The sequence below is a fragment of the Embleya sp. NPDC001921 genome (genome assembly GCF_053594475.1).
The window spans coordinates 27,980-52,597 of the sequence record NZ_JBSFEO010000006.1; the positions used below are offsets into that span (position 1 = coordinate 27,980).

Below are 24,618 nucleotides of genomic sequence, written 5' to 3' on the forward strand. Positions count from 1 at the left end.
GCTCCTGCTTCAGAGGCTGCGGGCGGTGATGGTGCCGTGGCCGGTGGTCGCGTGGATGGCCAGGTCGGCGATGCCGTCGGTGTTCTTCAGCGCGTTGTGAATCCGTCCGTGCCCGGTGCCGGCGTCCAGGGACGCGGACACTCCGGCCGCGGCGCCGACCGCCACGTCGCCCATCTGCGTGCGCAGCACGACCGTGCCGGAGAGCGCCTCGGCGATGTGGATGTCGCCCTTTTGGGTGCTGATCTCCGCGGGGCCGCCCGAACGTCTGCATCGTGCCCTCCGGTGTCTGCTGTTTCCGATATCGAGAAAGCTACGTTGCATTTAAAGATTGCTCAACAGTTTCATTGCGAATGATCACCATCTTTGCAGCTCAAAGCCATGGAATCGTTGCAACAGTAGTGCGCTTAATGCAACGACTTCTCCGTCGACGTTGCAATGATTGAGAGGTGAACGCTATGCTGAGGTCGACAGGGACGAGCGAAGGGAGATCGTGATGCCGGGAGGCAGACTCACTCAGCAGGAACGCCGGCAGATCGCACTGGGGTTGGCCGACAGCCTCGCCTACGCGGAGATCGCCCGAGGCCTGGCACGCCCCACCTCGACGATCACGCGTGAGGTGATGCGCAACGGCGGACCCATCGCCTACCGCGCCGACCTGGCCCACCGCGCCACCGAACGCCGCGCCCACCGGCGCAGGCAGACCGCGTCCGGCGGACAGGGAGTGCCCGCACAGGCCCACGGACGCGACGACGAGGCCTTGCGCGAGTACGAGGAGACGTTCACCACCGTCCTCATGCAACAGGGCCTGCCCAGGATGATGGCCCGGGTGCTGACCTGCCTCTTCATCACCGACGAGGGCAGCCTCACCGCGTCCGAACTCGTCCGGCACCTCCAGGTCAGCCCGGCGTCCGTCTCCAAGGCGATCGCGTTCCTCGAAAGCCAGGGCCTCGTCCGCCGCGTGCGCGACGAACGCCGCCGCGAGCGCTACCTCGTCGACGACGACGTCTGGTACCAGTCGACGATCGACAGCGCTCGCGGTACCGCCCAGGTCGCCGAGATCGCACGGCAGGGTGTCGGCATCCTCGGCCGCGACACCCCGGCCGCCACCCGCCTGGAGAACGTCGCCCGCTTCAGCGACTTCATCAGCGAGAGCGTCCTGCGCGCCGCGATGCAGGCCCGCGAGGTCCTCGGCACAAAACCCGAAACGCGTGCGGACGGCACCGCCGAACCTCACCCGGAACGCGGATAGAGGGCCCGGGCGGAAGTCCCTGTCGTCGTGCGGGGTTCGGCCTGATCGCGTCGCCGCCGGATCGAGGTGAACGGCGTGACGCGGCCGGCGGCCGGCTCGACGCGCCGCTCTCGCGTTCCCGGGCGGGGCGGGCGGTGGCGGCGCCCGCCCCGCCCGGGAACGCGAGAGCCGTGCGGGCGATGACCGCGGTCATGGCGCCCACCCACGTGGGAAGGACTGCGGCACACGGACCTGTTCGGACGGGGATCCGCTGCCCCATCCCAGCAGGCGGCGGCGCGACGGGCGCGCCATTGCTCCTTTCGGCGGCGAGTCCCCGCGCCGCGCGGGTGAAGACGGCGTCGTCGGCGACTCGGGAGCGGTAGTCGGGAGCGGTGGTGCTGCTCGGCTCAGCCGGGGAAGTCGGCCGGCGCCTCCCACTCGTGGTCGAGAATCGCGTACACGACGGAGTCCCGCCACGCGCCGCGGACGTGGACGTGCTCGCGGATCGTGCCCTCGCGGGTGAACCCGGCACGTTCCATCGTCCGCCCGGAAACCTCGTTCAAGGGAGCGCGAGCCCCCCAGATCCGGTGCAGATCCAGGTTCCGGAACGCGAGTGCGGCGAGGAGATGTACGGTCTCGACCCCGTACCCGTGTCCCCACACGTCCGGACGGAGGGCGAAGCCGATGGTGGCTCCACGCGGACTGTGCGGGTCCATGGCAAGCCGAGCGAACCCGATCACATCGTCGCCACGGGTCACCGCGGTGGCGTACTCGGTGCGCGGGTCGGCGTTCGCCGAGGCGATCGAGCGCTCGACGATGACCGCCACCTGCTCGCGGGTCCGCGGTTCGAACGACAGATGGCGGGTGGCGGCAGCGTCGCCGTAGATCGCGACGATCGCGTCCACGTCGTCGGGGCGGAACTCGCGCAGCCCCAGGCGGGCGCCGGTGATATCGACCATGGTCGTGGACTCTATGCCGCTCAGTGCCCCGGCGGGGGGGTCCATCGCCGCCGCGCCACGGGCCCCTCGCCCGACGAACCATGCGTGACCACCGACGCCCGCCCGCGCGGCAGGGCGCAGGCGCAGGCGCAGGCGGCGAGTTTTTCACTTGACTTCCCACTCAATTCAATATGGAATCAACTCCATGGAAAGTGAGGGCAGGCGCTCGTACCGTATGGGCGCCCGGGCCGCGGCTCTGGAGGCCACCCGGGCGCGCGTGATCGGCTCCGCGGCCGAACTGTGGTCGCGGCGCTGGCACGACGAGGTGACGTTGCAGCACATCGCCGACGCGGCCGGCGTGTCGGTGCAGACGATCGTCAACCACTTCGGCGGCAAGGACGGTCTCGCCGACGCCGTCGCGGACGCGGTGGCGGCACAGACCGAGCTCGCGCGCCAGGCGCCGACCGGCGATGTGGCGGCGATCGTCGCCGTCCTCTTCGCCGACTACGAACAACAAGGCGACGCCAACGTGCTCTGGATCGCGCAGATGGACCGGATCCCCGCTGCCGCCCGGGCCGCCGCACACGCCCGCGGTCTCCACCGGGCCTGGCTGGAACGGGTCTTCGCCGACCGGCTCCCCGCCGCCGGACCGGCCCGCGATCACGCGCTGAACCTGCACTACGCCGCCACGGACATCTACCTGTGGAAGCTGTGGCGCCGCGACCTCGGCCTCTCCCGCGAGGAAGCCGAACGAGCCATGCGCGACATGTTGACCGCGATCGACCCTCGGAAGGAACACCATGCCGAGTAACTTCCTCTTCGCCACGTGGGCCGGCGGCGGAGCCGTGCCACCCGTACTGTCGGTCGCCCGCGCGCTGAGCGAACGCGGCCACGGCGTGCGGGTATTGGCCGACGAGTCGCTGCGCGACGAGATCGTGGGCGCGGGTCTGGAGGCGGTCGCCTGGACCACCGCGCCGCAAGGCGACCCCAGCGACCCGAGCAAGGACGTCATCCGCGACTTCGAGGCCCGCACGCCGCTCGGCGCGGCCGCCCGGCTGCGCGACCGCATCGTCTGCGGGCCGGCGGCCGACTACGCCCGGGACACCCTCGCCGAGTTGCGCGCCCGGCCGACGGACGTACTGGTGTCCGAGCACATGCTGCTGGGCGTGGCCACCGCGGGTGAGGCGGCCGGCGTCCCGACGGCCTCGCTGACGACGACGATCTATCCCTTCCCCACCCCGGGGGCGCCGCCGCCCGGCCTCGGCTTCGCCCCGGCGAAGGGCGCGCCCGGCCGGCTGCGCGACCGCGTCGTGACGCGGTTGTCCGGCAAACCGTGGGTGAAGGGGCTGCCGGCCCTCAACACCGCACGCGTCGCGAACGGCCTGGAACCGCTCGGCTCGGTCGTCGAGGCGTTCGAGCGCGTCGACCGGGTACTCGTGCTTTCGCCACGGGCCTTCGACCACGCCGGGCGGCAGTTCCCCGACCACATACGCCACGTCGGCCCCCGCCTGGAAGACCCCGCCTGGGCCGGGGACCTGACCCTGCCGGACGGCGACGCACCCCTGGTACTGGTCGGCTTGAGCTCGTCGTTCATGAAGCAGCACGACCTGCTGGAGCGCATCGCCGAAGCCCTCGGCACCCTGCCGGTCCGCGGGCTGCTGACCACCGGCCCCGCCGTGGATCCGGCGACGGTACGCGCACCCGCCAACGTCCTGGTCACCGCCTCCGCGCCGCACAGCCTCGCGCTGCGCCACGCCGCCGTGACCGTCACGCACGCCGGCCACGGAACCACCGTCAAGTCGCTGGGCGCAGGGGTTCCCATGGTCTGCGTGCCGCTCGGCCGTGACCAGATCGAGGTGGCGGGGCACGTCCGGCTGGCGGGCGCGGGCGTCTCCGTGGGCAAGGGCGCCTCGGCGCGGACGATCGCGCGCGCCGTCGAGCGGGTACTGAACGACCCGTCGTACCGCTCCGCCGCCGAGCGGATGGCGCGGGCGATCGCCGCCGAGACCGCCACCGACCGGGCGGTCGCCGAACTGGAGGCCCTCGCCGAGCGGGGCACACCCGGGGCCGCCGGCACCCTCGGCCACGAGGCGGCCGAACCGTCGGGGCAGACGGGCACGCTCGCGGGCTGACGCCCCGTCACACCCGCTGCGGGCCATCGACCCGACCGAAGGGGACGACAGCACCCGCGGTCGGATCCCGTACGAGGGCCGTGGCGCCAACCACGACGCGGACGACAGACGACGGAGTCCGGTCCGCCACGCGGTGGGACCGGACTCGGTCGTCACGCGTCTCTACCGGATGTGCGCCTGCGCCTCCTCGATCCGGAGCACGATGTTGTCTGCCCCGTGGGCCCGCGCCGGCGCGTGGGCCTCGGCCAGGATCGACACCGCGTCGTCGTGGCGACCCTCGGCGGCGGCGATGTAGCCCGGACCCACCATGTTCGACGCGACTCCGTCGGCCTGGCCGATCTCCCGACGGATCCGGGACGATTCGGTCAAGTGTTCCCGAGCCGCCGCCAGGCGACCGGTGGCGTGGTCGGCGATGCCCGGATGGCGAAGTGCCTCGGCGCGGGTGTCCCGGTCGCCGACCTCCGTCGCGAGGTCGCGGGAGCGTTCGAGAAGGGGTACTGCGGTCGGCGGCCGACACACACGTGCCGCCTCCGCGCGGTCCCGACGGGAGGGACCGTACGAAGGCGGCGGGTTCGAACGCGGTGGCGGGAGATCCACCGTGTGCGCGGGGTGCGCGGCCGTCAGCCGACCGGCGCCTCGGCGCGGGTGTCGCCGGCCTGCGACTCGGCGGGGCGGATGGTTTCGGCGGGCGGGTTGGCGACACGGCGCGCCCACAGGTAGTAGAGCGCCGACGTGACGGCGAGGCCGACGATCCAGGAGATGTCCGCGCCGTCCAGCTTCTTGGTGAGCGCGCCGGTGTACATCTTGGTGGCCAGGAACGGGATCTGCACCGCCACGCCCACGACGTAGCAGGTCAGTGCGGTGACGTTCCAGCGGCCGTAACGGCCGTTCGGGTCGTAGAGCGCGGGGATGTCGACGCGCTCGCGCGAGATGAGGTAGTAGTCGACGAGGTTGATCGCGCTCCACGGCGTGAAGACCATCAGGAGCAGCAGCACGAAGTTCTTGAAGTTGGTCAGGAAGTCCGCGCTGGCCGCCATCGCGATGATCACCGAGACCGCGGTGAACCCGATGATGTACGCCGCGCGGGCGACCTGCGAGATCCGCGAACGCCCGTCGAACGCCGTCACGATGGTCAGGATCGACATGAAGCCGCCGTACGCGTTCAGGCAGTTGACGGTCAGCTTGCCGACCACGATCACCAGGTAGATGAGGAACGCCACGAACGCGGGGCCCGCCAGATCGCCGAGGAAGCCGACCTGGTCCGGCAGGAACGCCTTGCCCGCGACGGCCGCGGTGAGCGCCCCCAGCGTCATGGCGATCTGGGAACCGACGACGGAGCCCGCGAACGTCGACCAGAACGTCGCGCGGAGGCTGGTGTCGCGCGGCAGGTAGCGCGAGTAGTCGGCGACGTACGGGCCGAAGGTGAGCTGCCACCCGGCGCCGAGGCCGATGGCGAGCAGGAACGTCGCGATGTCGAAGCCCTTTTCGCCCACGTGCGCGCCGACGTCGTACTGCGTGAAGAGGCGGATCATCAGGTAGCCGAGGCCGAGCGCGCCGACGACGGTCGCGATGCGGCCCGCGATGTGGATCAGGCGGTAGCCGGTGACCGCCACCACCGCGGTGAGTGCGCCGAAGATCAGGATGCCGACCTTGGCATTGTCGATGTGCAGCATCTCGCACACCGCCTGACCGGCCAGGACGGTGCCGGTCGCGGCGAAGCCGAGGTACATCAGGATCACCAGCAGCAACGGCAGGACCGCGCCGTAGACGCCGAACTGCGCCCGACTGGAGATCATCTGCGGAACCCCGAGCCGCGGCCCCTGCGCCGAGTGCAGCGCCATCACGGCCCCGCCCAGCACGTTGCCGATGAGCAGGGCGAATATCGCCCACAGCGCGTCGGCGCCGAAGACCACCGCCAGGGCGCCGTCCACGATCGCGGTGATCTGCATGTTGGCGCCGAACCACAGGGTGAACTGGCTGAGCGGCGTACCGTGCCGCTCGGCGTCGGGGATCACCTCGATGGTGCGGCGTTCCAGCGCGAGGCCCCCCTCGGGGGTCTGCTCGATCGGCATGCGTGGCTCCCAAGGCGTAGCGGCGATCACGCCGAACTGTGTCTGTGTCCCGCCGAATCTGGCATGGAGATGAACAGACTTCAAGATCATGAATGAAGAATTTCATTCGGTGGACACCCCGCAGCCGGCCACACGGGCACCGAAACGCGACGGATTCCCGGCGTCGACAGCGAACCGGCGCCCACCGACGACATCGGTGCCGCCGGGAATTTCCGACCGTGAAACCGCCGGGAGCCGCGTGCGGGATGCCGTACGGTGACCGCGCGGCGGCGGGTTCCGGCCGGGTCCGTCACCTACCCGGCGGGCGAGGACGCGAGCACGACGATGTCGTCCTCGTGCAGGCTGCCGGCGACCACCGTGCCCTCGTGCTCCGCGACGCCGGTGACGAAGCCGTACGAGACGTTGTCGGCGCGGAGGTCGTGGACGACGCGCCGGTCGAGGTCGAAGGCCATCACCCAGGCGACGGGTGCGGCCTTGGGCCGTAGCGCCTCGGGCAGGTTCCACAGGAGGACACGCGGGAGTCCCGGCAGGGGCAGCAGCCTGTCCAGCAGCGCGTTGCGGGGCGCGGCGATGGACACCCAGAGCAGCCCGTCGCTGCCGAGGCTCATGTTGTCGGGCATGCCGGCGAGGTTCTCCACGAACGGCTCGTCGGTTCCGGCCCTCGGGCCGGTGAGCCAGTGGCGGCTGATCCGGTACCCGGCGGTCTCGGCCACGAGCAGGTGCGAGGCGTCCGGGGCGAGGACGAGTCCGTTGGCGAACTTGAGGCCTTCGCGCAGCACGGTGACGGTGCCGTCGGGGTCTCGGCGGCAGAGCAGGCCGGTGCAGGAGTGCTCGACGATGTCGCCGACGTAGTGCTCCAGGTCCCAGCGGCGGGTGGACACGGTGAACCAGATGGTTTCGTTCGGGCCTTCGACGACGTTGCTCGCGAAGGTGAGCGGCCGGCCCGCGATGGTGTCGACGAGCACCTCGACCGATCCGTCGGCGGACATCCGCAGCAGACCCCGGTTGTGGTCGCAGATCAGGATGCCGCCGTCGGCGGCCGGTTCCAACCCCAGCGGACGGCCGCCGGTGCTGCCCACCACCGTGCGGGTTCCGGCGGCGGGGTCGATACGTACGACGGTGCCGTCGCCGAGACCGGTGAGCAGGCCGCCCCGCCTGTCGAAGATCACGTCCTCGGGGCCGTGACCGCCGGTGGCGATGCGGCGGGCGACGACGAAACGGCCGGTACCGGGTGTGCGCCCCCGGTCGGCGGGGGCGGGAGGCGGTGTCCAGCGGCGGGGCGAGATGAGGCGGCGGTTCAAGGACATGGCAGGCTCCCTACCCGGGTGTCGGCAACCCATCGACCGCCCTCGCTCGTGGGGCCGTCCGTCGATTGTCCCCGACGCGTGGCACGAGTCGGGATCCGATCTCGCCCGGGGAGCGGCGAGTTACGGAGCCCACCTTCGGCGGTGAGGGGTGTCGAGGGCTGCCGCCGGTGATCACCATCTTCGTGACTCCCCCGGACCGTCATGCGGAACTCCACGACCCGCTTCGCGGGAGGACAAACCCCGGACAACGGGCCGGGACGTGCGCCAGACTTTCCCACAGCTCGGCCCCGGGACAACCGCCCCGGGAAGTGATGTTCGAGTGGGGGGAACCCATGAACATACCTTGGCCAAGGCTGCACAGAGCAACCATTGCGACGATCTTCGCGCTCCTGCTCGCGTTAACCGTGGCCGCACCGGGGACACCCCGGGCGGCCGCGGGCTCCACCGACATCGGCGTCAATGACGCTCCGGCCCAGCCGGTCACCTGCCCGTGCACCTTGTGGGCATCGACCGAACAACCCTCCTCCGGCCCCGATCCGGACACCGCCGCCACCGAACTCGGCGTCAAGTTCCAAGCGGACCGGTCCGGTTACATCACCGGCGTGCGTTTCTGGAAGGACGCCACCAACACCGGCACGCACACCGGCACCCTGTGGTCGGCGTCCGGCGATCGACTGGCCACCGCCACGTTCACCGACGAGTCCGACTCCGGCTGGCAACAGGTCAACTTCGCCCAGCCCGTCCCGGTCACCGCCGGCACCACCTACGTGGCCTCGTACCACGCGCCCAACGGCAGGTACAACGCCGACCAGGGCGGCCTGACCACCGCGCACGTCCGCGGCCCGCTCACCGCACCCGCGAGCGACGCCGCCGGCGGCAACGGGGTCTACCTCTACGGCACCGGATTCCCGAACTCGACCTGGAACGACACCAATTACTGGGTCGACCCGGTGTTCAACACCTCCGACGCCCCCGCCCCCGCGCCGGTGGTCATCGACATCTCCCCGACGCAAGGAGAGACCTCCGTCCCGGTCGACACCAACATCACCGCCGCCTTCGACCGGGAGGTGCAACCCTCCACCATCCAGTGGGTGGTCTGGCAAGGCGAGAGCGGCGGGCGTCCCGGCACCACGACCTACAACGCCGCCGGCCGCATCACCACCTTCGATCTCACCTACCACCTGGCGCCCGCCAACACCTACTTCGTCGACCTGGTCGGCGTGAAATCCGTCGACGGCACCCCGATGCCCGCCAAGAGGTGGACCTTCACCACGGCCGACAGCCCGCCGCCCGTCTGCGATCCGTCCTGCACCATCTGGCCCTCGAACGCGACGCCCGCCGTACTCGCGGACAACGACACCACCAGCATCGAAGTCGGCGTCAAATTCGGCGTCAACACCCGCGGGTACGCCACCGGCCTGCGGTTCTACAAGGGCCCCGGCAACACCGGCCCGCACACCGGAACCATCTGGTACGGCGCGGGGTCTCGACTGGCCACCGCCACGTTCACCAACGAGTCCGAATCGGGCCGGCAGCAGGTGACGTTCGACCAACCGGTCCCGATCTACCCCAACCACACCTACGTGGCCTCGTACTTCGCCCCCGCGGGCCGGTACTCCTCCACCGACGGCGGATTGACGGAAGCGGCCGGCGGCGCGATCATCGCCCCCGCGTCCGGCGGCGTCGGCGGCAACGGCGTGTACAAGTACGGCTCCAGCGGCTTCCCGACCAGCGCCGGGAACGGCACCAATTTCTGGGTGGACGTCGTCTTCACCACCAACGGCTAGCCAGTTCCTTCGGACATCCGAAGGCCGGTTGATGTGTGTCGTCGACCGATGCCCGGCGGGCACGGATCGAGCCGCTGCTGCCGGAGCGCACGCCTCGGCGGGGTGGGCGGTGGCGGCATCACCGGCAGGTGATCGACGCGATCGCGTTCGAGTACCGCGCCGGGACGCCGTGGATGGACCTGCCCGAGCACTTCTCCTCGTGACAGGGCGCCCACAACCCGCTGCGGATGTGGGCCGCGGACGGCACCCGGGCGAAACCCTTCACCGCCCTCCCGGCGCAGCCGACGCCGAAGGAGATCTCGACCGGGTCGTCGCGGTCGACTCCACGATCTTCCGTGCCCACCGGCATGCCGCCGGGCCCGTCAAAAGGGCCCGGCGGCAAGCCGCCCCATCGCCCTCGAGATTTCGCGCGAGCCTCTTCATCGATCATGTTTTGGGTATTATGTGCGTTTCTGTCCCGTGAGAGGGGCCACGCATGGATGGGCTCGGGAAACCGGATCCCGGCTCCGTCGACGCCGCGAGACTCGGGATGCTACGGACTGCCTGCGCCGACGCCGACATCGACGAGGTCGAGTCGGCGCGGCTGGCGCTGCATCACGCGGTGACTGCCACGGGGGCCCTGGCCGGATTCGTGCACCTGCGGGCACCGGACCGAAACGTGCTGCGGTTGGCCGCGATCAGCGGACTCCGGGCGAGCCACGCGGGTCGATGGGAGGACCTCCCCGCCGACGGCTCCAACGGACCGGCACGGGCGATGCGCGAGGGCAAAGCCATCGCACTGGCCCTCTCCGACACCGACCGAGGCACCGGCACCGGCAGTATCGGCGAGGCCGACGGTTGGCCGCTCGGCTACGGTGCCGCGGAAATACTGGTCCTGCCCATCCCCGACGGCCGGCAGGGCGCCGGAACCCTCACCCTGATCACCACGACGCCCGTCCCCGAGGAACGACGCGCGTTCCTCGCCCGTCTGGTGCACACGGTCGGCACCCGGCCCGCGCGGGCCTCGACCTCGGAACGGGTGATGCTGCCCTGGTGGTCGGGATCCGGATCGCGTCTGCGCGAGGCCATGGCGGGCGTACGGGTCGCCACGTGGGAATGGGACATGCGGACCGGGGAACTGCTCATCGACGAGGTGGGCTTCGACGTCATTCTGCAAAGCGCCGGATTGCGCCGTGACGAGTGGGACAGCCGCGTCGAGACCTGGATGCAACGGGTACACCCCGACGACCTGGAGGGCGTGCTCGCGGCGATGGAACAGGCCATCGCCCGACACGAGGTGTACTCGGTCGAGTATCGGGTGCGTTCGGCCGACGGACGGGTCAACTGGGTCGAACTGCGAGGCCACACCAGCTACGCCGACGACGAGACCCCGTTGCGGATGACCGGCACCGGCTGGATCACCACCGCCGAGCGCATGACGGAGCAGGGCGTCGCTCGCGTGCTGCGCCATCTCCCCGACGCGTTCCTGATCGTGGACCCCGTCGACTGGCGCGTACTGTACGCCAACGACCGGGCGAGTCTTCTCGCGACCGACCACACCTCCCCGACCGGGCGCACGCCCTGGGAGGTGATCCCCGAACTCGCGGATCGAGGACTCCCGGAACAGTTCGCGAAAGCGATGGACGGCGACCTGCCGGTGACCGTCGACATACGGCTGGGCGAGACCTGGCAACGACTGCGCCTGGTGGTGGCGGACCCCTACCTCGTGGTCTTCATGGCCGATGTGACCGCGGAACTGGAAGCCGAACGAGCCGGCGCCGAACGCGGACGCCGGATCGGCGCATTGGCCGAAGCCCTCGCCCAGAGCCTGACCACGCGGGATGTGGTCGAGGCCGTGGCGGCCCAGATCCTCCCGGCGTTCGGCGCCGACGGCGTGCTGATGTACGCCCGGGAGAACACGAGACCGCGCCTGGTGGGGGCGGTCGGCTACGACCCGGCGCTCGTCGCCCGACTGAGAGACCTGGACGAACCGCGTCCCCTGTACACCGACGTCGCGCAGTTCATCCCCTCGCTGGAGGCGTTCGTCGAACGCTACCCCGAGCTCGCCGACCTGGCCCGATCGGGCGAACGACGAGCCTGGGCGCTGCTGCCGCTCACGGCCGGCGGCCATCCGGTCGGCAGTTGCGTGATCGGCTTCGAGCACCCCCGCTCATTCGCCGGCGCCGAACGCGGCGTGCTCATCGCCCTGAGCGGTCTGATCGCCCAGGCCATGGAACGGGCCCGCCTCTACGACCGTGAGCACGAGCGCGCTCGCCGATTGCAGGAGCAACTGCTGCCCTGGCGGCTCCCCGAATCGGCGGCCCTGACCTCCACCGCCCGATACCGTCCCGCGGGCAAAGGCGTCGACGTGGGCGGCGACTGGTACGACGCCATCCCGCTCTCGGCCGAGCGCGTCGCCCTGGTCATCGGCGACGTGATGGGGCACGGGCTGTCCGAGGCGATCACCATGAGTCGACTGCGCACCGCGGTCTCGACCCTGGCGATCCTGGATCACCCGCCGGAGGAGATGCTCGCCCACCTGAACGACGTCGTCGCCGGCCTCGACGGCGACCTGTACGTGACCTGCCTCTACGCCGTGTACGACTCCACGACCGGGGTGTGCACGCTCGCCTCCGCCGGCCAGCCGCCCCCGGCCGTGGTCGACCCGGACGGCACCACGCGCTTCCTCGAACCCCCCATCGGCCCACCCTTGGGGACCGCTCAACTCCCTTACGAAACTCTTGACTTCGTGCTGCCCGAGGGAAGCCTGCTGGTGCTCTACACGGACGGTCTGATCGGCGTCGCGGACTCGGATCCCGACGTCGGGATGCATCGACTGCACGGGGCACTGACCGACGCGATCGACGCACAACGGCAGGACGACGCGCCCGACGACGAGGCCGCCGAACTGGGTCGGTTGTGCGACGCCGTCATCGGAGCGCTGCTCCACGACTCCGGGTACTCCAAGGACGACGCCGCGATCATGGCCGTGCGCGCCCACCGGCTTCCCCCGGAGCACGTCGTCTCGCTGCACCTTCCGTTCGAACCCTCCTCGGCGGCGGCGGCCCGCAAGCTCGTGCGTGATCAACTCACCCGGTGGGGCTGGGAGGACCTGATCGCGACCACCGAATTGGTGGTGAGCGAGCTGATCGGCAACACGATCCGGCACGCCGCGGGACCGATCACCCTACGCCTGATCCGCGGCACGACGCTGACCTGTGAAGTCCAGGACGGTAGTCAATCCAGTCCACGCACCCGGCACGCCGCGCTCATGGACGAGAACGGCCGCGGTCTGCAACTGGTGGCGGCCGTGACCCACCGTTGGGGGACCCGATACACCGGTTCCGGCAGCAAGACCCTGTGGACGGAACAACTGCCTCCCGCCTCTCGGGACTGAACCACCCGATCAGCCACGGTGTTCACGCCCGGCGAGCACGAACCGATCTGGACCGGGGCCGGCGCCCCCTTGTCGGGGCCGTTCGGCATCCGGGCGTCGCGCCCGCGCGGTCGCGCCGATCGGTGGTGGGCCGCCGACTTCCGGTCAAGGCAGGAGCTCGACGTAGCCGTCGGTGCCGTGTACCCGGATTCGTTGTCCGTCGCGGATCAGGCGGGTGGCCCCCTCCACGCCCACGACGGCGGGCAGGCCGTACTCCCGGGCGATCACCGCGCCGTGGGTCATCAGGCCGCCGACCTCCGTCACCAGGGCGGCGATTCCGACGAACAGGGGCGACCAACTGGGGTCCGTGAAGGCCGTGACCAGGATGTCGCCCGCTTCGAGATCGGCCTCCGACATGTCATGGATGACGCGGGCCCTGCCCTCGATCGTTCCGGCGGACACCGCCAGGCCGACCAGGGCGCCCGCGGGCACGTCGTCCCGCCGGTAGGCCCCGGTGACGGCCTCGCCCTCCGAGGTGAGCACCCGGGGCGGTGTGAGCGCGTGGTACGACCGGAACGCTTCCTCGCGTTCCCGGATGAGCCGGACGAGCCGGTCATCCAGCCGGTTCGAGCGCACGACGTCGCGGAACTCCCCGAACGTGAGGTGGAAGACGTCCTCCCGCTCGGGAAGCACGCCGGCCCGCACGAGGCGCTCGGCCTCCGCCAGCAGGGCTTGCTTGTAGACGAGGAAGCGGCAGATGATGTTGTACTTCGGGTACTCGCGGTACCCGATGAAGGTGCGGACCCGGTCGATCATCCGCTTGGCCTCGTCGGCTTTCCGCTCCCCGTCCGGCAGGGCCCGCAGGCGGGACAGCACGTCCCGCTCCTTCTCCCGCGCCTTCCGCAGCCCCTGCTCGAAGCGCCGTTCGGCGGCGCCCGGCTCGAAGTTCCGGACGTTGTCGAGGATCACCGGCACGAGCGTGGTGGGGCGCTCGCGCCAACGCGGCCTGGTGATGTCGATCTCGCCGACGCAGCGCATTCCGTACCGGTCGAGGTAGGCCTCGATCGCGTCGCGCGCCTCCGTCCCGCCCGCGAGCTTCGCCAGTTCGTCCAGGAAGCCCTCGTCCTCGACGCCCCGCAGGAACGCCACCACCTCCGGATGCGGGCGGATCGCGTCCGCGACGTCGAGCAGCGCCAATCCCATCTCGGACGTGACGTTGTCGGGAGCGGACAGCGTCAGCGTGTCCGCCGCGTTCTTCTCCCCCAGCCACTCCCGCAGCTTGTCGTTGAGCCACCACGTGGCCTCCATCCCCGCCATGATCACCCGCATGCTCAGCGGATCACCGAGGATCCGCTTGTGCTCCGCGAAGGCCTCCGACAGGTAGTCGAACAGCGCCGGTCCGGTCTTCGTCCGGATCTCGCGCCTCAGGCCGGCGATGGACGCTTGGCTGCGCTCGATCAGCTCGGCGACGATGGCCGGATCGGTCTCGATCGGGGCGGGCGGGCCGCCCGCCGGCGGCCCTCCGGGGGCCGCGTCCGGGAGCAACGGGACGAAATCGTCGCGGTCCAGGACGGTCGCCAACGCGTCCCCGGTCAGCGGATCGCCTCTGCCCACCATGTCCAGGAGGCCGGCGCGGCCCTCCGGCGAGGCCACCGCCCGGGTGACGTCGACGAACAGCCTCCCGCCCGCCTCGTGCATCGGCGCCATGGCCATCAGCCGCCACATCGACAGCCCCAGGGGCTTCATGGGGTCGGTCATCATCTGCTGATGACCGACGGAGACGTAGACGCGATTCTCCTGGTCGCCGACCTCGGGGACGGGGAACAGCGTCGTGATCGGGCGGCTCTGCACGATCCGGAACTCGTCGCCGTCCAGGCACCATTCGATGTCCTGCGGGCGGCCGAAGTGCGCCTCGATCCGCCGCCCGAGTCGTACGAGCCGCACGACCTGCGCGTCCGTCAACGCCGGCTCCTCCTGCCGCCGCACGTCGACCGCCACCTCCCGCGTACCACCGGCCGCCAGGGCCCGCACGGCACGCTGTTTGGCGGCGATCGCCTTGGCGACGACTTCGCCGTCCCGCACCCTGAACACGTCCGGGTTCACCAGGCCGGAGACCAGGGCCTCGCCGAGGCCGAAGCCGGCGTCCACGGTGGCGACCTTCCGGTTGCCCGTGACGGGGTCGGCCGTGAACAGGATGCCCGACGCACGCGGAAAGACCATCTGCTGCACGACCACGGCCATCCGGACCGCACGGTGGTCGATGCCGTTGCGCCGGCGGTAGGTCACGGCCCGTTCGGTGAACAGCGAGGCCCAGCACCGGCTGACGTGCCCAAGGATCGCCGTGGGACCCACGATGTTGAGGTACGTGTCCTGCTGGCCGGCGAAGGAGGCCGTGGGCAGGTCCTCCGCCGTCGCGCTCGATCGCACGGCGTAGGCTGCCTGTTCGCCGTGCCGGGCGAGCGCGCGGGTGATCGCGGCCGCGAGATCGGCCGGGACGGCGATGCCTTCGATGGTCCGCCGGATCTCCGCGCTCAGTGTGCGGATCGCCTCCCGGTCGTCCGGGTCCACGCGCGAGAGCAGATCGAGCCGATCCTCGATCGACGGGGCTTGCGCCATGATCCGCCGGAAGGCGTCCGTCGTCACGCAAAAGCCGGTCGGCACGCGGATGCCCTCGATCCGCGACAGTCCGCCCAGGTGCGCGCCCTTGCCGCCGACGACCGCGACCTGCGTCTCGTCGATCTCTCGCAGGTCCAACACGTACTGCTCGCTCATTGCCATCCCTCCGAGGCAGCCGCCGTGCCCCATTGCCCCGCATCGGCCGGTCGGATCACCGGCACCTCCGGCTCTGTCGAGCCGCTTGTCGTCGGGCACGTCCTCGTCGGTGGTCGCCTTCTCTCCCACGAGTCCCGCCCGCGATCACACTGCGAGGCCCACCGTTGTACGGACGTCACCGCATCCCTGGAGATCGACGGCAACACACATCTGTCGTGCCCCATTTCCGCAGGTGGTGGCCTCGGTCGACGATTCTGCGCCACCACCGGGGCCTTGCCGCAAGGCCCCCGGTGCGCTATAAGTTGGGAGAGGCAGGGAGAGCGATCTCCCTGCCTTTCGCCTTTGTCGGCACGGACGAGCCGCGCGGGAACGACGCGGTACGGAACAGGCCATGCGGTCGCCGGCACGACCCCGCGACGGCCGCCCGTGCCCCCGGCGTGCGTTCCCGTCGGCGCCTTCACGTACCGGGTTTGATCTCCGTGCCCTGTGCGGAAAGCAGGCGCCATCCGCCGGTGTGGCCGACCGAGAAAACGTGGGTGTAGCGGCTTGCGGCGGTGAAGGACGAGCCGTCGGCCTGGGTGAAGGCCATGCTGGTCCGGCCGACGATGACACCCACGTCGCCGATGCGCCGAACGACGGCCTCGTCCGGGAAGCACCGCACGGCCGGGAATCGAACGGCGCCGGAACCGACGGCTTCGAGCAGCATGGCCTTGGTGACCGACGCGCCGTCGCTGATGCCGACGAGGATGAAATCGTCGGTCAGCAGTTCGTCCAGGCGCGCGCCGTCCGCGGCGACCAGCGCCCGGAAGAAGTCCTGGTCGCACTCGATCAGCGCGGCGCGGTCGGCGGGGTTCGCCGTGGTGGTCATCGACGTGGTTTCCGTTCTCCTCGTTGGCGATGGCAATCGCTCGAGAACGCTACGCCCTGACGTCGGCGTCAACGCCACCACGACGGCCGTGTTCCGACGGCCACCGGGTCACGTGGCGCGGGGCGGCCTCAGACGTCGCCTCCGGCACCGCGATCGGGTGCGCTCATGTCGCCCGTCGCGGGCGTGCCGTCGGCGAGCCGGTAGCGCAGGTACACGGTGCCCTTCGGACCGGCTGCCGGCGGTTCGAGGAGGGTGAGGTTCGTGGGCACCGCGCCACCGTCGAACACCTTCTTCCCGACGCCGAGCACGATCGGATGCACCCAGAGGTCGAGACGGTCGAAGAGCTTCTCGCGCAGGAGGGTCTGCACCAGGTTCAGGCTCCCGACGACCTTCACGTGCTCGTGCCGGTCGCGGATCTCGCGTACCGCGTCGGCGAGATCCGGACCGAGTTGGCTGGACCCCGCCCACGAGAGGTCGGGCTTGCCGCGGGAGGCCACGTACTTCGGGACGCCGTTGAAGAGCGCGGCGATCTCGTTGTCCTCGCCGTCCTCCTGGTACGGCCAGTAGGCGGCGAAGATGTCATACGTCCGCCGGCCGAGCAGCAGGGCGTCCGTGCCCTCGTACGCGGCACCGACCTGCGCGCCGGCGACCTCGTCCAGCAGCGGTGCCTGCCAGCCGCCGAACGGGAACCCCACCGGGTCCTCGTCGGGGCCGCCGGGCGCCTGCCCGACCAGGTCGAGGGTTGCGAACATCTCGATGTGGATGAGGCCCATGTCCTGCTCCCGATGCGTCGGTTGTCTCGGTGGGGAGGTAGACCTGTGGGAGTCGGCGAACTCATCGCTGCTTCGGCGCTCGGCTCCGTACCCGTCGATCGCCCGGTGCGTCGGTCACCACCCCGCCCCGCGGTCGGCGTCCTCGCGTCGCCCGGCGGCAGGCTAGGCGGGTATGCCGTGCGCCTTGATCCGGGCCGCGCGTGCGATTCCTCGAACGGCGCATGCCGACCGTTCCCGAGGCGCGCGGTGCGGTGCCCTGCCCGTGCCACCCGGCCGGAGGCCGCACCGACGCTCCCCACCCACGATAGATCACCGGCCGCGTCCCAACTCGGTGGCCGCCTCGCGTCCGGCGCTACCGTGGGTCACCGGTTCCCTACGGTGTCGAGGTCGGCCGTCCCCTTTCCCGGCCGTTCCCGCTTGCCACCGGCGGCGGGCGGTCCGCGTCGGGACCGGGGTCGGGGTGAACCGGCCCGGCCCGGCACGCGTCACCCGAACCCGGTGCGTCGCCACGGGCCAACCGCTTCGCGACCGGGGCCGACTACTCGACCGGCACCTGCGGTCGGTCGGGCCGGCCGGCGGGCAACACCTCGCGAATCGCCTCGGCGAGCGCCCGCCGCTCCTCGGCCAACTCCATCCGCGTCGCCTCGGACGCTCGGTACATCCGGCGAGCGCGTCCCTCGATCTCGCGACGCTCGGCAACCAGCACGCCGTCCGCCTCCATCCGGCGCAGCAGCGGATTCACCGTGGCGAACGTGACCTCGAAGTCGTGTCCGGCCAGGTCCGCGAGCATCCACGCGCTGTGGAACTCCCGTTCGACCGCCCGATCGATGATGTGTCGCCGCATCGCACTCCGCCCGGACCTACCCACCACGTCCCCTTCTCCGCCGAGGCCATACGGCCTGCGTGCGTCCCCCGTTGAGCACACCGGCCTCAGTCAACAGGTTCGAGCCGGGCCGATCTCCCACCTCACGCTGAACGCAGTGCGAACAGTGGGTGACCGACGCTCCGATCCGGCGGCGCGCGCCGACGCGACGCGTCTCCCGTTCCCGTCCGGGGGCCGCCCCGCGATCGGCAACGCCGGTGCCTATGTGGGCAATCCGACGGCGCGTTCCCCGTTGCGGCGTTGTTGGATGACGACGGCGACGACCAGGAGCGCCCCTTGGGCGACGTTTTGCCAGAAGGAGTTGACTCCGACGACGTTGAGGCCGTTCTCCAGGGCGCCGAGCAGGAAGACGGCCAGGAGTGTGCCGCCGACGCCGCCCTTGCCGCCCTTGAGGGCGCAACCGCCGAGCGCGGCCGCGGTGATGGCCTTGAGTTCCAGCCCTTCGCTGCCGGAGGTGGGCTGACCGGAGCCGGTGCGCGCGGTCAGGATGACTCCGGCGATCGCCGCCACGACGCCGGTGAGCGCGTACACGGCCACGAGGTATTTGTTGATGTTGATGCCGGCCAGGCGCGCCGCGGTGTCGTTGCCGCCGATGGCGTAGATGTTGCGGCCGATGTCGGTGTACTTGAGCAGGACGTGCACGGCGACGGCGACCACGAACAACGTCCAGATCTGGACGGACAGTCCGAGGATCTTGCCGCGGGCCACGAAGATGAAGAAGTCGTCGCCGAGCACATAGCCCTGTGCGCGGCCGCCCGCCAGCAGTTGGGCGACGCCCTTGTACGCGGCGAGGGTGGCCAGCGTGGCGATGACGGGGTTGACCCGCCCGTACACGATGATGACGCCATTGACCACGCCCGCCGCGATGCCGACGCCGATCGCGGCGAGAACGCCCAGGGCCGCGTTGCCGTCGGTCGAGGTGAACGCCATGGCGCTGACGACGGACGCGATGCCCGCTTGCGAGCCGACGGAGATGTCGAGCGCGCCGCAGATGATGACGACGGTCTGGACGACCGCGAGGAGACCGGTGACCGCGACGGTGTCGCCGATCACGGTCATGTTGGCGGTGGTGAGGTAGCCGTCGTCGAGCCAGGCGAAGGTGCCGACGACGACGACGAGCGCACCGATGAGGCTGGTGTTCTGCGCGCCGACGGCCGTGGCGACGCGGCGGGGTAACGCTCGGGCGTGGGCGCCGGTGGTGGTGGCGGGTATCGGCGGCGGCGCGTTGGTCGTGGTGGTCATGACGGATTCCCCTGGGTCGGTTCGGCGAGGTCGTGTGCCATGGCGAGGGCGAGGATGCTTTCCTCGTCGGCGTCCGCGCGGTCGAGTTCGCCGGTGATCCCGCCGTTTTGCATCACGACGATGCGATCCGCGAGACCGAGCACCTCGGGCAGTTCGGAGGAGATGACGAGGATGGCGACACCGGACCCGGCCAACTCGTCGACGAGGCGGTAGATTTCCGCCTTGGCGCCGATGTCGATGCCGCGGGTGGGTTCGTCCAGGATCAGGATCTTGGGTCGGCGGGCGAGCCAGCGGGCCAGGACGACCTTTTGCTGGTTGCCGCCGGACAGCTTGCGCACCTCGTGGTCGAGGGAGGGGGTGCGTACTTCGAGGCGGTCGACGAACTCCTGGGCGAGGCTTCGTTCGCGACGCGCGCCGACGAAGCGGAAGCGGCGCAGGCGGTCGAGGACGGCGACGCTGATGTTGTGCCGGACCGAGCCGGTCATGAACAACGCCTGGGCCTTGCGTTCCTCGGGTGCGTACCCGATGCCGGCCCGCACGGCGTCCCGGGGGATGCGCAGCCGGAGCCGCCGGCCCTCGACGCGTACCTCGCCGGAGCGGATCGGCAGGTCTCCCACGAGGGCGGCGGCCAGTTCGGATCGCCCGGCGCCGACCAGGCCGGCCAGGGCGACGACCTCGCCCTCGTGTACCTCGAGGTGCACGTTCGACACGTGGTCGGTGGTGAGGTCGCGAACGTCCAGGACCACGCGGTCGCGCGCGCTGCGTCCGCGGGCGAACAGGGTCGACAGGTCGCGGCCGACCATGAGGCGTACGACCTCGCCCTCGTCGGTGCGCGAGGCGTCGCGTACGCCGGCGAGTTCCCCGTCGCGCAGGACGGCGATGCGGTCGGCGAGGCGGAAGATCTCCTGCATGCGGTGCGAGACGTAGATGATGGCGAGACCTTGGTCGCGCAGGCGCCGGATGAGGTCGAAGAGCGCTTCCACCTCGTGTTCGGACAGCGACGAGGTCGGTTCGTCGAAGGCCAGGACGGCGGCCTCGGTGGTGAGGGCGCGCAGGATCTCCACGAGTTGGCGCTGCGCGGGCGAGAGTTGGGAGCCGAGGGTTTCCGGAGCGATGGCGTGTGCGAACCCCAGGCGTTCGAGGTCGGAGCGCATGCGCCGGTACAGCGTGCCCCGGTCGAGCACGCGGCCCGTCTTGCGCGGCAGTGCGCCGATGTAGACGTTCTCGGCCACGCTGACGTGCGGGACGATCTCGGGCTCCTGGGCGATCACGCGGATCCCGTGCCTGCGGGCGTCGGCGGGGCTGTGCAGTTCGCGTGGTGTGCCGGCGACGAGGACGCGGCCGTCGCCGGGTCGATGGTCGCCGTTGATGATCCTGATCAGGGTCGACTTGCCGGCGCCGTTCTCCCCCATGAGCGCGGTGACGCTGCCGCGGGGGAAGTCCAGCGTGATGCCGCGCAGTGCGTGGACTCCGGCAAAGTCCTTGTGGATGTTCTCGACGGCGAGCGCGGGGCCCGGGAGGTCGAGAGGTGGGCTTTTCGTCATGACTGGACCTCGAGGGCGTTTCGGGAGGTCGCGGCGGCCCGTGCGGGCGCCCGGGTCGCCGCGACTCGTGCCGGGCGGTGCCGTCAGGGGTGGCGGCGGGCGGGTCGACGCGGCCGCGAGCCGGGCCGGGTCACGTGCACTTGAGGCCGGATTGTTGCCAGTTCGACGGGTCGACCATCTTCGTGGTCGCGAACGCCTCGGCGGGGAAGGGCTTGCCGTTCCTGAGCCGATCGACCATGGTCTGCACGGCGAGGCCGCCCACCTCGTGGCCGTTGATGAACAACGCGGCCTTCATCCCGGTCGGCTTGCCGGAACCCCAGTCCTTGCACGCCAGATAGCCGCCCAGCCCGACGCCGATCACGTCGTCGGCTCCGTAGCCGCCGTTCTGCAGCGCGGTGACCGCGCCGCTCACGTTCTCGTCGTTGCAGCCCCACACGATCCAGTGCTTCACCGATCGGTTGCCGCTCATCGTGGCCGCGGTCTTGTTCTGGGCGTCGGGCGGCGTGTTGTCGGTGCCGACCTCGAGTACCTTGACGTCCGCGCCGGTCGCTTGTTTGAACGCCTCGTGAGCGGCCTCGACCCGATCGGTGCAGACCGTCACGTCCTGCTTCCAGGCGGCGATGATCGCGGTGTCGGCGGGAGTCCAGCCCGCCTTCTTGAATTCCTCGGCCGCGCGTTGGCCCACTTGCGTGCCCATCTGGGGGCCGCTGAAGCCCACGCGCGGGACCAGCTTGTCCTTGGCGCATTTGGTCGGGTCGGCCCCGCCGACGCAGATCTGGTCGTCGGACGCGAGAAGCGGTGCGCCGCCCCGCGCGGCGATGTCGACGACCTGCGGTCCCACGGCCGGGTCGGGCACGACGATCACGACACCGTTGTACTTCTGTGCCATTGCCGCCTGAACCTCGCTGACGGCCTTGTTGGTGTCGTTTCCGAGGTTGACGACCTTGAGGTCGACCCCGAGGGCCTTGGCCTTCGCGCGGGCGCCGTCCGCCTCGTCCACGAAGTACTGCTGGTCGCCCTGCTTCTGCAAATAGGCGATCTTGATGGTGCCGGATAAGGAAGCCGGTGGGCCCGAGGGCGATCCGGACTTGTTCTCGTCCTTGCCGGACGAACAGGCCGTGAGCGTCACGGCGAATGCGAACGCCGCCACCATCGCGGCCCTCCGCCGGGTGTGTCTGCGGTGCGTCATGATCAACCCCTGTGAATGTCGGCGGTTCGGAAGAACCGCGCGTGTTCGATGGTCGATGCGTCCACATGCCCGGCCGTCATGCTTCGCTCCCCTCGACGGAAGGGCTCCGACCTGCGGAAGGGTGGGATTTTCGAAGCGGAATCCCCGTGCGCTCGGGAAAGGTCGATCTTGTAATCGAACATGGATGCGCGGTATTCACTCGTAATGCAACTCACATATCTAGCAGTTCCAACATTAACCAACAAGACTCGGTTTGGTAAACACTCCCGCCACCCTGCCTTCTCCGGACAGGAAAGGCCGTGCACAAAGGATCTTTCCCGGAGGCAAGGCGCGGCACGGGAAACGAACACTGCTATGTTGAAATATGTTGGTTACCTACGGGCGGGAGGATCGGGAATGCTGGCACGTCAGCGACAAAACACGATCTTGGAAATGGTCGCCGATCAGGGTTCCGTCCGTGTCGCGACGCTGGTGCGGAAATTCGGGGTCTCGGACATGACCATCCGACGCGACCTCGAAGTGCTGGCCGCGCAGGGTCTGATCGTCAAGGTGCACGGCGGCGCCACGTCGAGGGACGGCAGCTCGACCGAGGAGCCGGGGTTCGTGACGAAGTCCGGGCTCCAGGCCGCGGAGAAGGAGGCGATCGCCCGGCGTGCGGCGGCGATGGTCGCGCCGAACAGCGCCCTCGCGTTGTCGGCGGGGACGACGACGTGGACACTGGCCCGGCAACTCGTCGACGTCCCCGGACTCACGGTGGTCACCAACTCGATTCCGGTCGCGGACGTGTTCCACCAATCCGGCCGTTCCGACCAGACCGTGGTGATCGTGGGCGGCGTGCGCACGCCGTCGGACGCGCTGGTGGGTCCCGTCGCGGTCGCCGCGCTGCGGAGCCTCAACGTCGACATGCTCATGCTGGGCGTCCACGGCATCAGCCCGCGCGTCGGATTCACCACGCCGAACCTGCTCGAGGCGGAGACCAATCACGCCCTCGTGCGAGCCGCCCGTCGCCTGGTCGTGGTCGCCGACCACACCAAGTGGGGCCTGATCGGGATCAGCACGATCGCCCGACTCGGCGACGCGGACACGCTGATCATGGACACGGGCCTGCCCCAGGAAGCACGCGAGCAACTGACCGAACACATCGAAGAACTCGTCGTGGTCGACCCCGTGCACCCCGCCGCCCCCTGACGCGGTACCACCGCACGGGCCCGATCACCGCCGCCGACCGCAGCCGCCACCCGCGCCGGCCGGCGGCGCCACGGAGGCGGGCGTCGCGGGTGCGCGGTCGAGTGGCGAGGTTCGCCCTCGGGCCACCGACCGCGACCCGTCGCAGCCACCTCGTCCAGCTCGGATGCCCATCCGGAGCGGGCCGAAAAGCATTCCGCTGTCGATCATGTGCCGTGCGAGGATCGTCCGATCTCCTTGCCCCGGCCGCAGATTGAGAGCCCTCCGCATGTCGACCGCGACCGGCCCGGCGTCCCCGTCATCGCCGGCGCATCCCGAACTCCTGGAGCGCGGGCACCCGTTCCGGCAGTGGAAGACCTGCCGGATACCGGGGACGGAGCTCACACTCACGGGATACTCCCGGGCCAACGACAAGACGTTCTTCCACATCCCCGAGCTGCGATGCGGTTTGGACGCGGGACTGTGCGAGGGCCGGCAGGTCGACACCGTGTTCCTCACCCACACCCACCACGACCACGCCAAGGACCTCGACTTCCTCGCCGCCAAGCCCGGCGGCACGGACATCTACCTGCCCGCCGACGCCGTGCCGTACGTGGAGTCCTACCTCCGTGCGAGCGCCGAACTGAACCACGGCGCGGCGTTCGACCCCGCGCTGACGGGCCACCGGTTGCACGGCGTGAGGCAGGACGACGAGTTCACGTTCGGCCGCGGTGGGCACCGGGTGCGGGTGGTCGAGTGCGAGCACAAGGTGCCGTGCGTCGGCTACGCCTTCTCCGAGCGCCGCAAGACACTCCTGCCCCGCTTCGAAGAGCTGCGCCGAACGCTGGAACAGGAAGGCCGTGGGCGGGAGTTCGGCCGGATGATGGCCGAGCGGAAGAAGCAGGGCGTCGAGGTGGACAAGGTGGTCTCCCGGCCGCTGTTCGCCTTCCTCGGCGACACTCACGTGAACGTGTTCGAGCGGAATCCGTGGCTGCTCACGTATCCGGTCGTCATCACCGAGTGCACCTTCCTCGACGACGCGGAACTGGACCGCGCGAATCGGATCGGGCACACGGTTTGGAGTCGGCTCAAGCCGGTGGTGGAGGCGAATCCGCGGACGTTGTTCGTGTTGACCCACTTCAGCCTGCGGTACTCCGACCGCGAGGTTCTGGCCTTCTTCCGACGGCAGCACGAAGACCCCGAAGTCTCGATGCCCGACAACGTCATGGTGTGGGCCCACCCGGACAGCCGCCTACCCGAACAGCACCAACACTCCCCTACCGGATCAACGCGTTTTGTCTGATCGGGAGTTGATCTGCTGTCAGAATTGTCGGGCGCCGCCGCCCACCGCGACCTCGTCTCGT

Annotated in this window: 19 protein-coding genes and 1 pseudogene; 8 read left to right on the top strand and 12 right to left on the bottom strand. The window is 70.2% G+C overall.

Annotation, left to right across the window (positions count from 1 at the left end):
- Positions 1 to 9 precede the first annotated feature (9 nt).
- Positions 10 to 264, bottom strand: a pseudogene (locus ACWCPW_RS08765) (hypothetical protein); the annotation flags it as partial.
- A gap of 229 nt (positions 265 to 493) precedes the next feature.
- Between ACWCPW_RS08765 and ACWCPW_RS08770 the strand changes: the two are divergent.
- Complete coding sequence (locus tag ACWCPW_RS08770; protein WP_449760842.1) at positions 494 to 1,249, top strand: helix-turn-helix domain-containing protein; 756 nt, start codon at positions 494 to 496, stop codon at positions 1,247 to 1,249.
- 386 nt (positions 1,250 to 1,635) lie between these two features.
- Here ACWCPW_RS08770 and ACWCPW_RS08775 read toward each other — a convergent pair whose 3' ends face one another.
- The gene (locus ACWCPW_RS08775) at positions 1,636 to 2,187 is read right to left on the bottom strand and encodes a GNAT family N-acetyltransferase (RefSeq protein ID WP_449760843.1); all 552 of its coding nucleotides are present in this window, start codon (positions 2,185 to 2,187) and stop codon (positions 1,636 to 1,638) included.
- A gap of 184 nt (positions 2,188 to 2,371) precedes the next feature.
- Between ACWCPW_RS08775 and ACWCPW_RS08780 the strand changes: the two genes are divergently transcribed.
- Positions 2,372 to 2,977 (top strand): TetR/AcrR family transcriptional regulator, encoded by a 606-nt coding sequence (locus ACWCPW_RS08780; RefSeq protein ID WP_449760844.1) that lies wholly within the window; start codon positions 2,372 to 2,374, stop codon positions 2,975 to 2,977.
- Positions 2,967 to 4,298 (top strand): glycosyltransferase, encoded by a 1,332-nt coding sequence (locus tag ACWCPW_RS08785; protein ID WP_449760845.1) that lies wholly within the window; start codon positions 2,967 to 2,969, stop codon positions 4,296 to 4,298. Before ACWCPW_RS08780 ends, ACWCPW_RS08785 begins: the two co-directional genes overlap by 11 nt.
- 162 nt (positions 4,299 to 4,460) lie before the next feature.
- Here ACWCPW_RS08785 and ACWCPW_RS08790 read toward each other — a convergent pair whose 3' ends face one another.
- From ACWCPW_RS08790 to ACWCPW_RS08800, 3 genes are all read right to left on the bottom strand, one after another.
- The gene (locus tag ACWCPW_RS08790; RefSeq protein WP_449760846.1) at positions 4,461 to 4,667 is read right to left on the bottom strand and encodes a hypothetical protein; all 207 of its coding nucleotides are present in this window, start codon (positions 4,665 to 4,667) and stop codon (positions 4,461 to 4,463) included.
- Between the two features lie 251 nt (positions 4,668 to 4,918).
- Complete coding sequence (locus tag ACWCPW_RS08795) at positions 4,919 to 6,370, bottom strand: purine-cytosine permease family protein (RefSeq protein ID WP_449760847.1); 1,452 nt, start codon at positions 6,368 to 6,370, stop codon at positions 4,919 to 4,921.
- Positions 6,371 to 6,663: 293 nt separating this feature from the next.
- Entirely contained in the window at positions 6,664 to 7,677 is a 1,014-nt protein-coding gene (locus ACWCPW_RS08800) for an SMP-30/gluconolactonase/LRE family protein (RefSeq protein ID WP_449760848.1), read from the bottom strand.
- A gap of 332 nt (positions 7,678 to 8,009) precedes the next feature.
- Between ACWCPW_RS08800 and ACWCPW_RS08805 the strand changes: the two genes are divergently transcribed.
- The 3 genes from ACWCPW_RS08805 (at position 8,010) to ACWCPW_RS08815 (ending at position 12,840) form a co-directional block, all read left to right on the top strand.
- The gene (locus tag ACWCPW_RS08805; protein WP_449760849.1) at positions 8,010 to 9,464 is read left to right on the top strand and encodes a DUF4082 domain-containing protein; all 1,455 of its coding nucleotides are present in this window, start codon (positions 8,010 to 8,012) and stop codon (positions 9,462 to 9,464) included.
- A gap of 35 nt (positions 9,465 to 9,499) precedes the next feature.
- The gene (locus ACWCPW_RS08810; protein ID WP_449760850.1) at positions 9,500 to 9,667 is read left to right on the top strand and encodes a transposase; all 168 of its coding nucleotides are present in this window, start codon (positions 9,500 to 9,502) and stop codon (positions 9,665 to 9,667) included.
- A 326-nt stretch (positions 9,668 to 9,993) separates the two neighbouring features.
- Positions 9,994 to 12,840 carry a SpoIIE family protein phosphatase gene (locus ACWCPW_RS08815; RefSeq protein ID WP_449760851.1) on the top strand — a complete coding sequence of 949 codons (2,847 nt, stop codon included), beginning with the start codon at positions 9,994 to 9,996 and terminating at the stop codon, positions 12,838 to 12,840.
- A 144-nt stretch (positions 12,841 to 12,984) separates the two neighbouring features.
- On the opposite strand, the gene rph is transcribed toward ACWCPW_RS08815, so the two are convergent.
- From rph to ACWCPW_RS08850, 7 genes are all read right to left on the bottom strand, one after another.
- Positions 12,985 to 15,591 carry a rifamycin-inactivating phosphotransferase gene (rph, locus tag ACWCPW_RS08820; protein WP_449760852.1) on the bottom strand — a complete coding sequence of 869 codons (2,607 nt, stop codon included), beginning with the start codon at positions 15,589 to 15,591 and terminating at the stop codon, positions 12,985 to 12,987.
- 457 nt (positions 15,592 to 16,048) lie between these two features.
- A complete protein-coding gene (locus ACWCPW_RS08825) occupies positions 16,049 to 16,459 on the bottom strand; it encodes a nuclear transport factor 2 family protein (protein WP_449760853.1) in 411 nt (136 codons plus the stop codon).
- A 128-nt stretch (positions 16,460 to 16,587) separates the two neighbouring features.
- Positions 16,588 to 17,232 carry a dihydrofolate reductase family protein gene (locus ACWCPW_RS08830; protein WP_449760854.1) on the bottom strand — a complete coding sequence of 215 codons (645 nt, stop codon included), beginning with the start codon at positions 17,230 to 17,232 and terminating at the stop codon, positions 16,588 to 16,590.
- Between the two features lie 538 nt (positions 17,233 to 17,770).
- Positions 17,771 to 18,076, bottom strand: coding sequence for a PadR family transcriptional regulator (locus tag ACWCPW_RS08835; protein WP_449760855.1), 306 nt, complete (start codon positions 18,074 to 18,076; stop codon positions 17,771 to 17,773).
- Positions 18,077 to 18,316: 240 nt separating this feature from the next.
- Positions 18,317 to 19,357, bottom strand: a complete 1,041-nt coding sequence (locus ACWCPW_RS08840) for an ABC transporter permease (protein ID WP_449760856.1) — start codon at positions 19,355 to 19,357, stop codon at positions 18,317 to 18,319.
- The gene (locus ACWCPW_RS08845; protein WP_449760857.1) at positions 19,354 to 20,901 is read right to left on the bottom strand and encodes a sugar ABC transporter ATP-binding protein; all 1,548 of its coding nucleotides are present in this window, start codon (positions 20,899 to 20,901) and stop codon (positions 19,354 to 19,356) included. Before ACWCPW_RS08845 ends, ACWCPW_RS08840 begins: the two co-directional genes overlap by 4 nt.
- Before the next feature lie 130 nt (positions 20,902 to 21,031).
- Positions 21,032 to 22,090: a substrate-binding domain-containing protein gene (locus tag ACWCPW_RS08850; RefSeq protein WP_449760858.1), complete on the bottom strand. Its 1,059-nt coding sequence runs from the start codon at positions 22,088 to 22,090 to the stop codon at positions 21,032 to 21,034.
- 396 nt (positions 22,091 to 22,486) lie between these two features.
- Here ACWCPW_RS08850 and ACWCPW_RS08855 point away from each other — a divergent pair, with 396 nt between their 5' ends.
- Both ACWCPW_RS08855 and ACWCPW_RS08860 read left to right on the top strand, forming a co-directional pair.
- Complete coding sequence (locus tag ACWCPW_RS08855) at positions 22,487 to 23,278, top strand: DeoR/GlpR family DNA-binding transcription regulator (protein WP_449760859.1); 792 nt, start codon at positions 22,487 to 22,489, stop codon at positions 23,276 to 23,278.
- Positions 23,279 to 23,543: 265 nt separating this feature from the next.
- On the top strand, positions 23,544 to 24,557 hold the full coding sequence (locus tag ACWCPW_RS08860) for an MBL fold metallo-hydrolase (protein WP_449760860.1): 1,014 nt from the start codon (positions 23,544 to 23,546) through the stop codon (positions 24,555 to 24,557).
- The last annotated feature ends 61 nt before the right edge of the window (positions 24,558 to 24,618 follow it).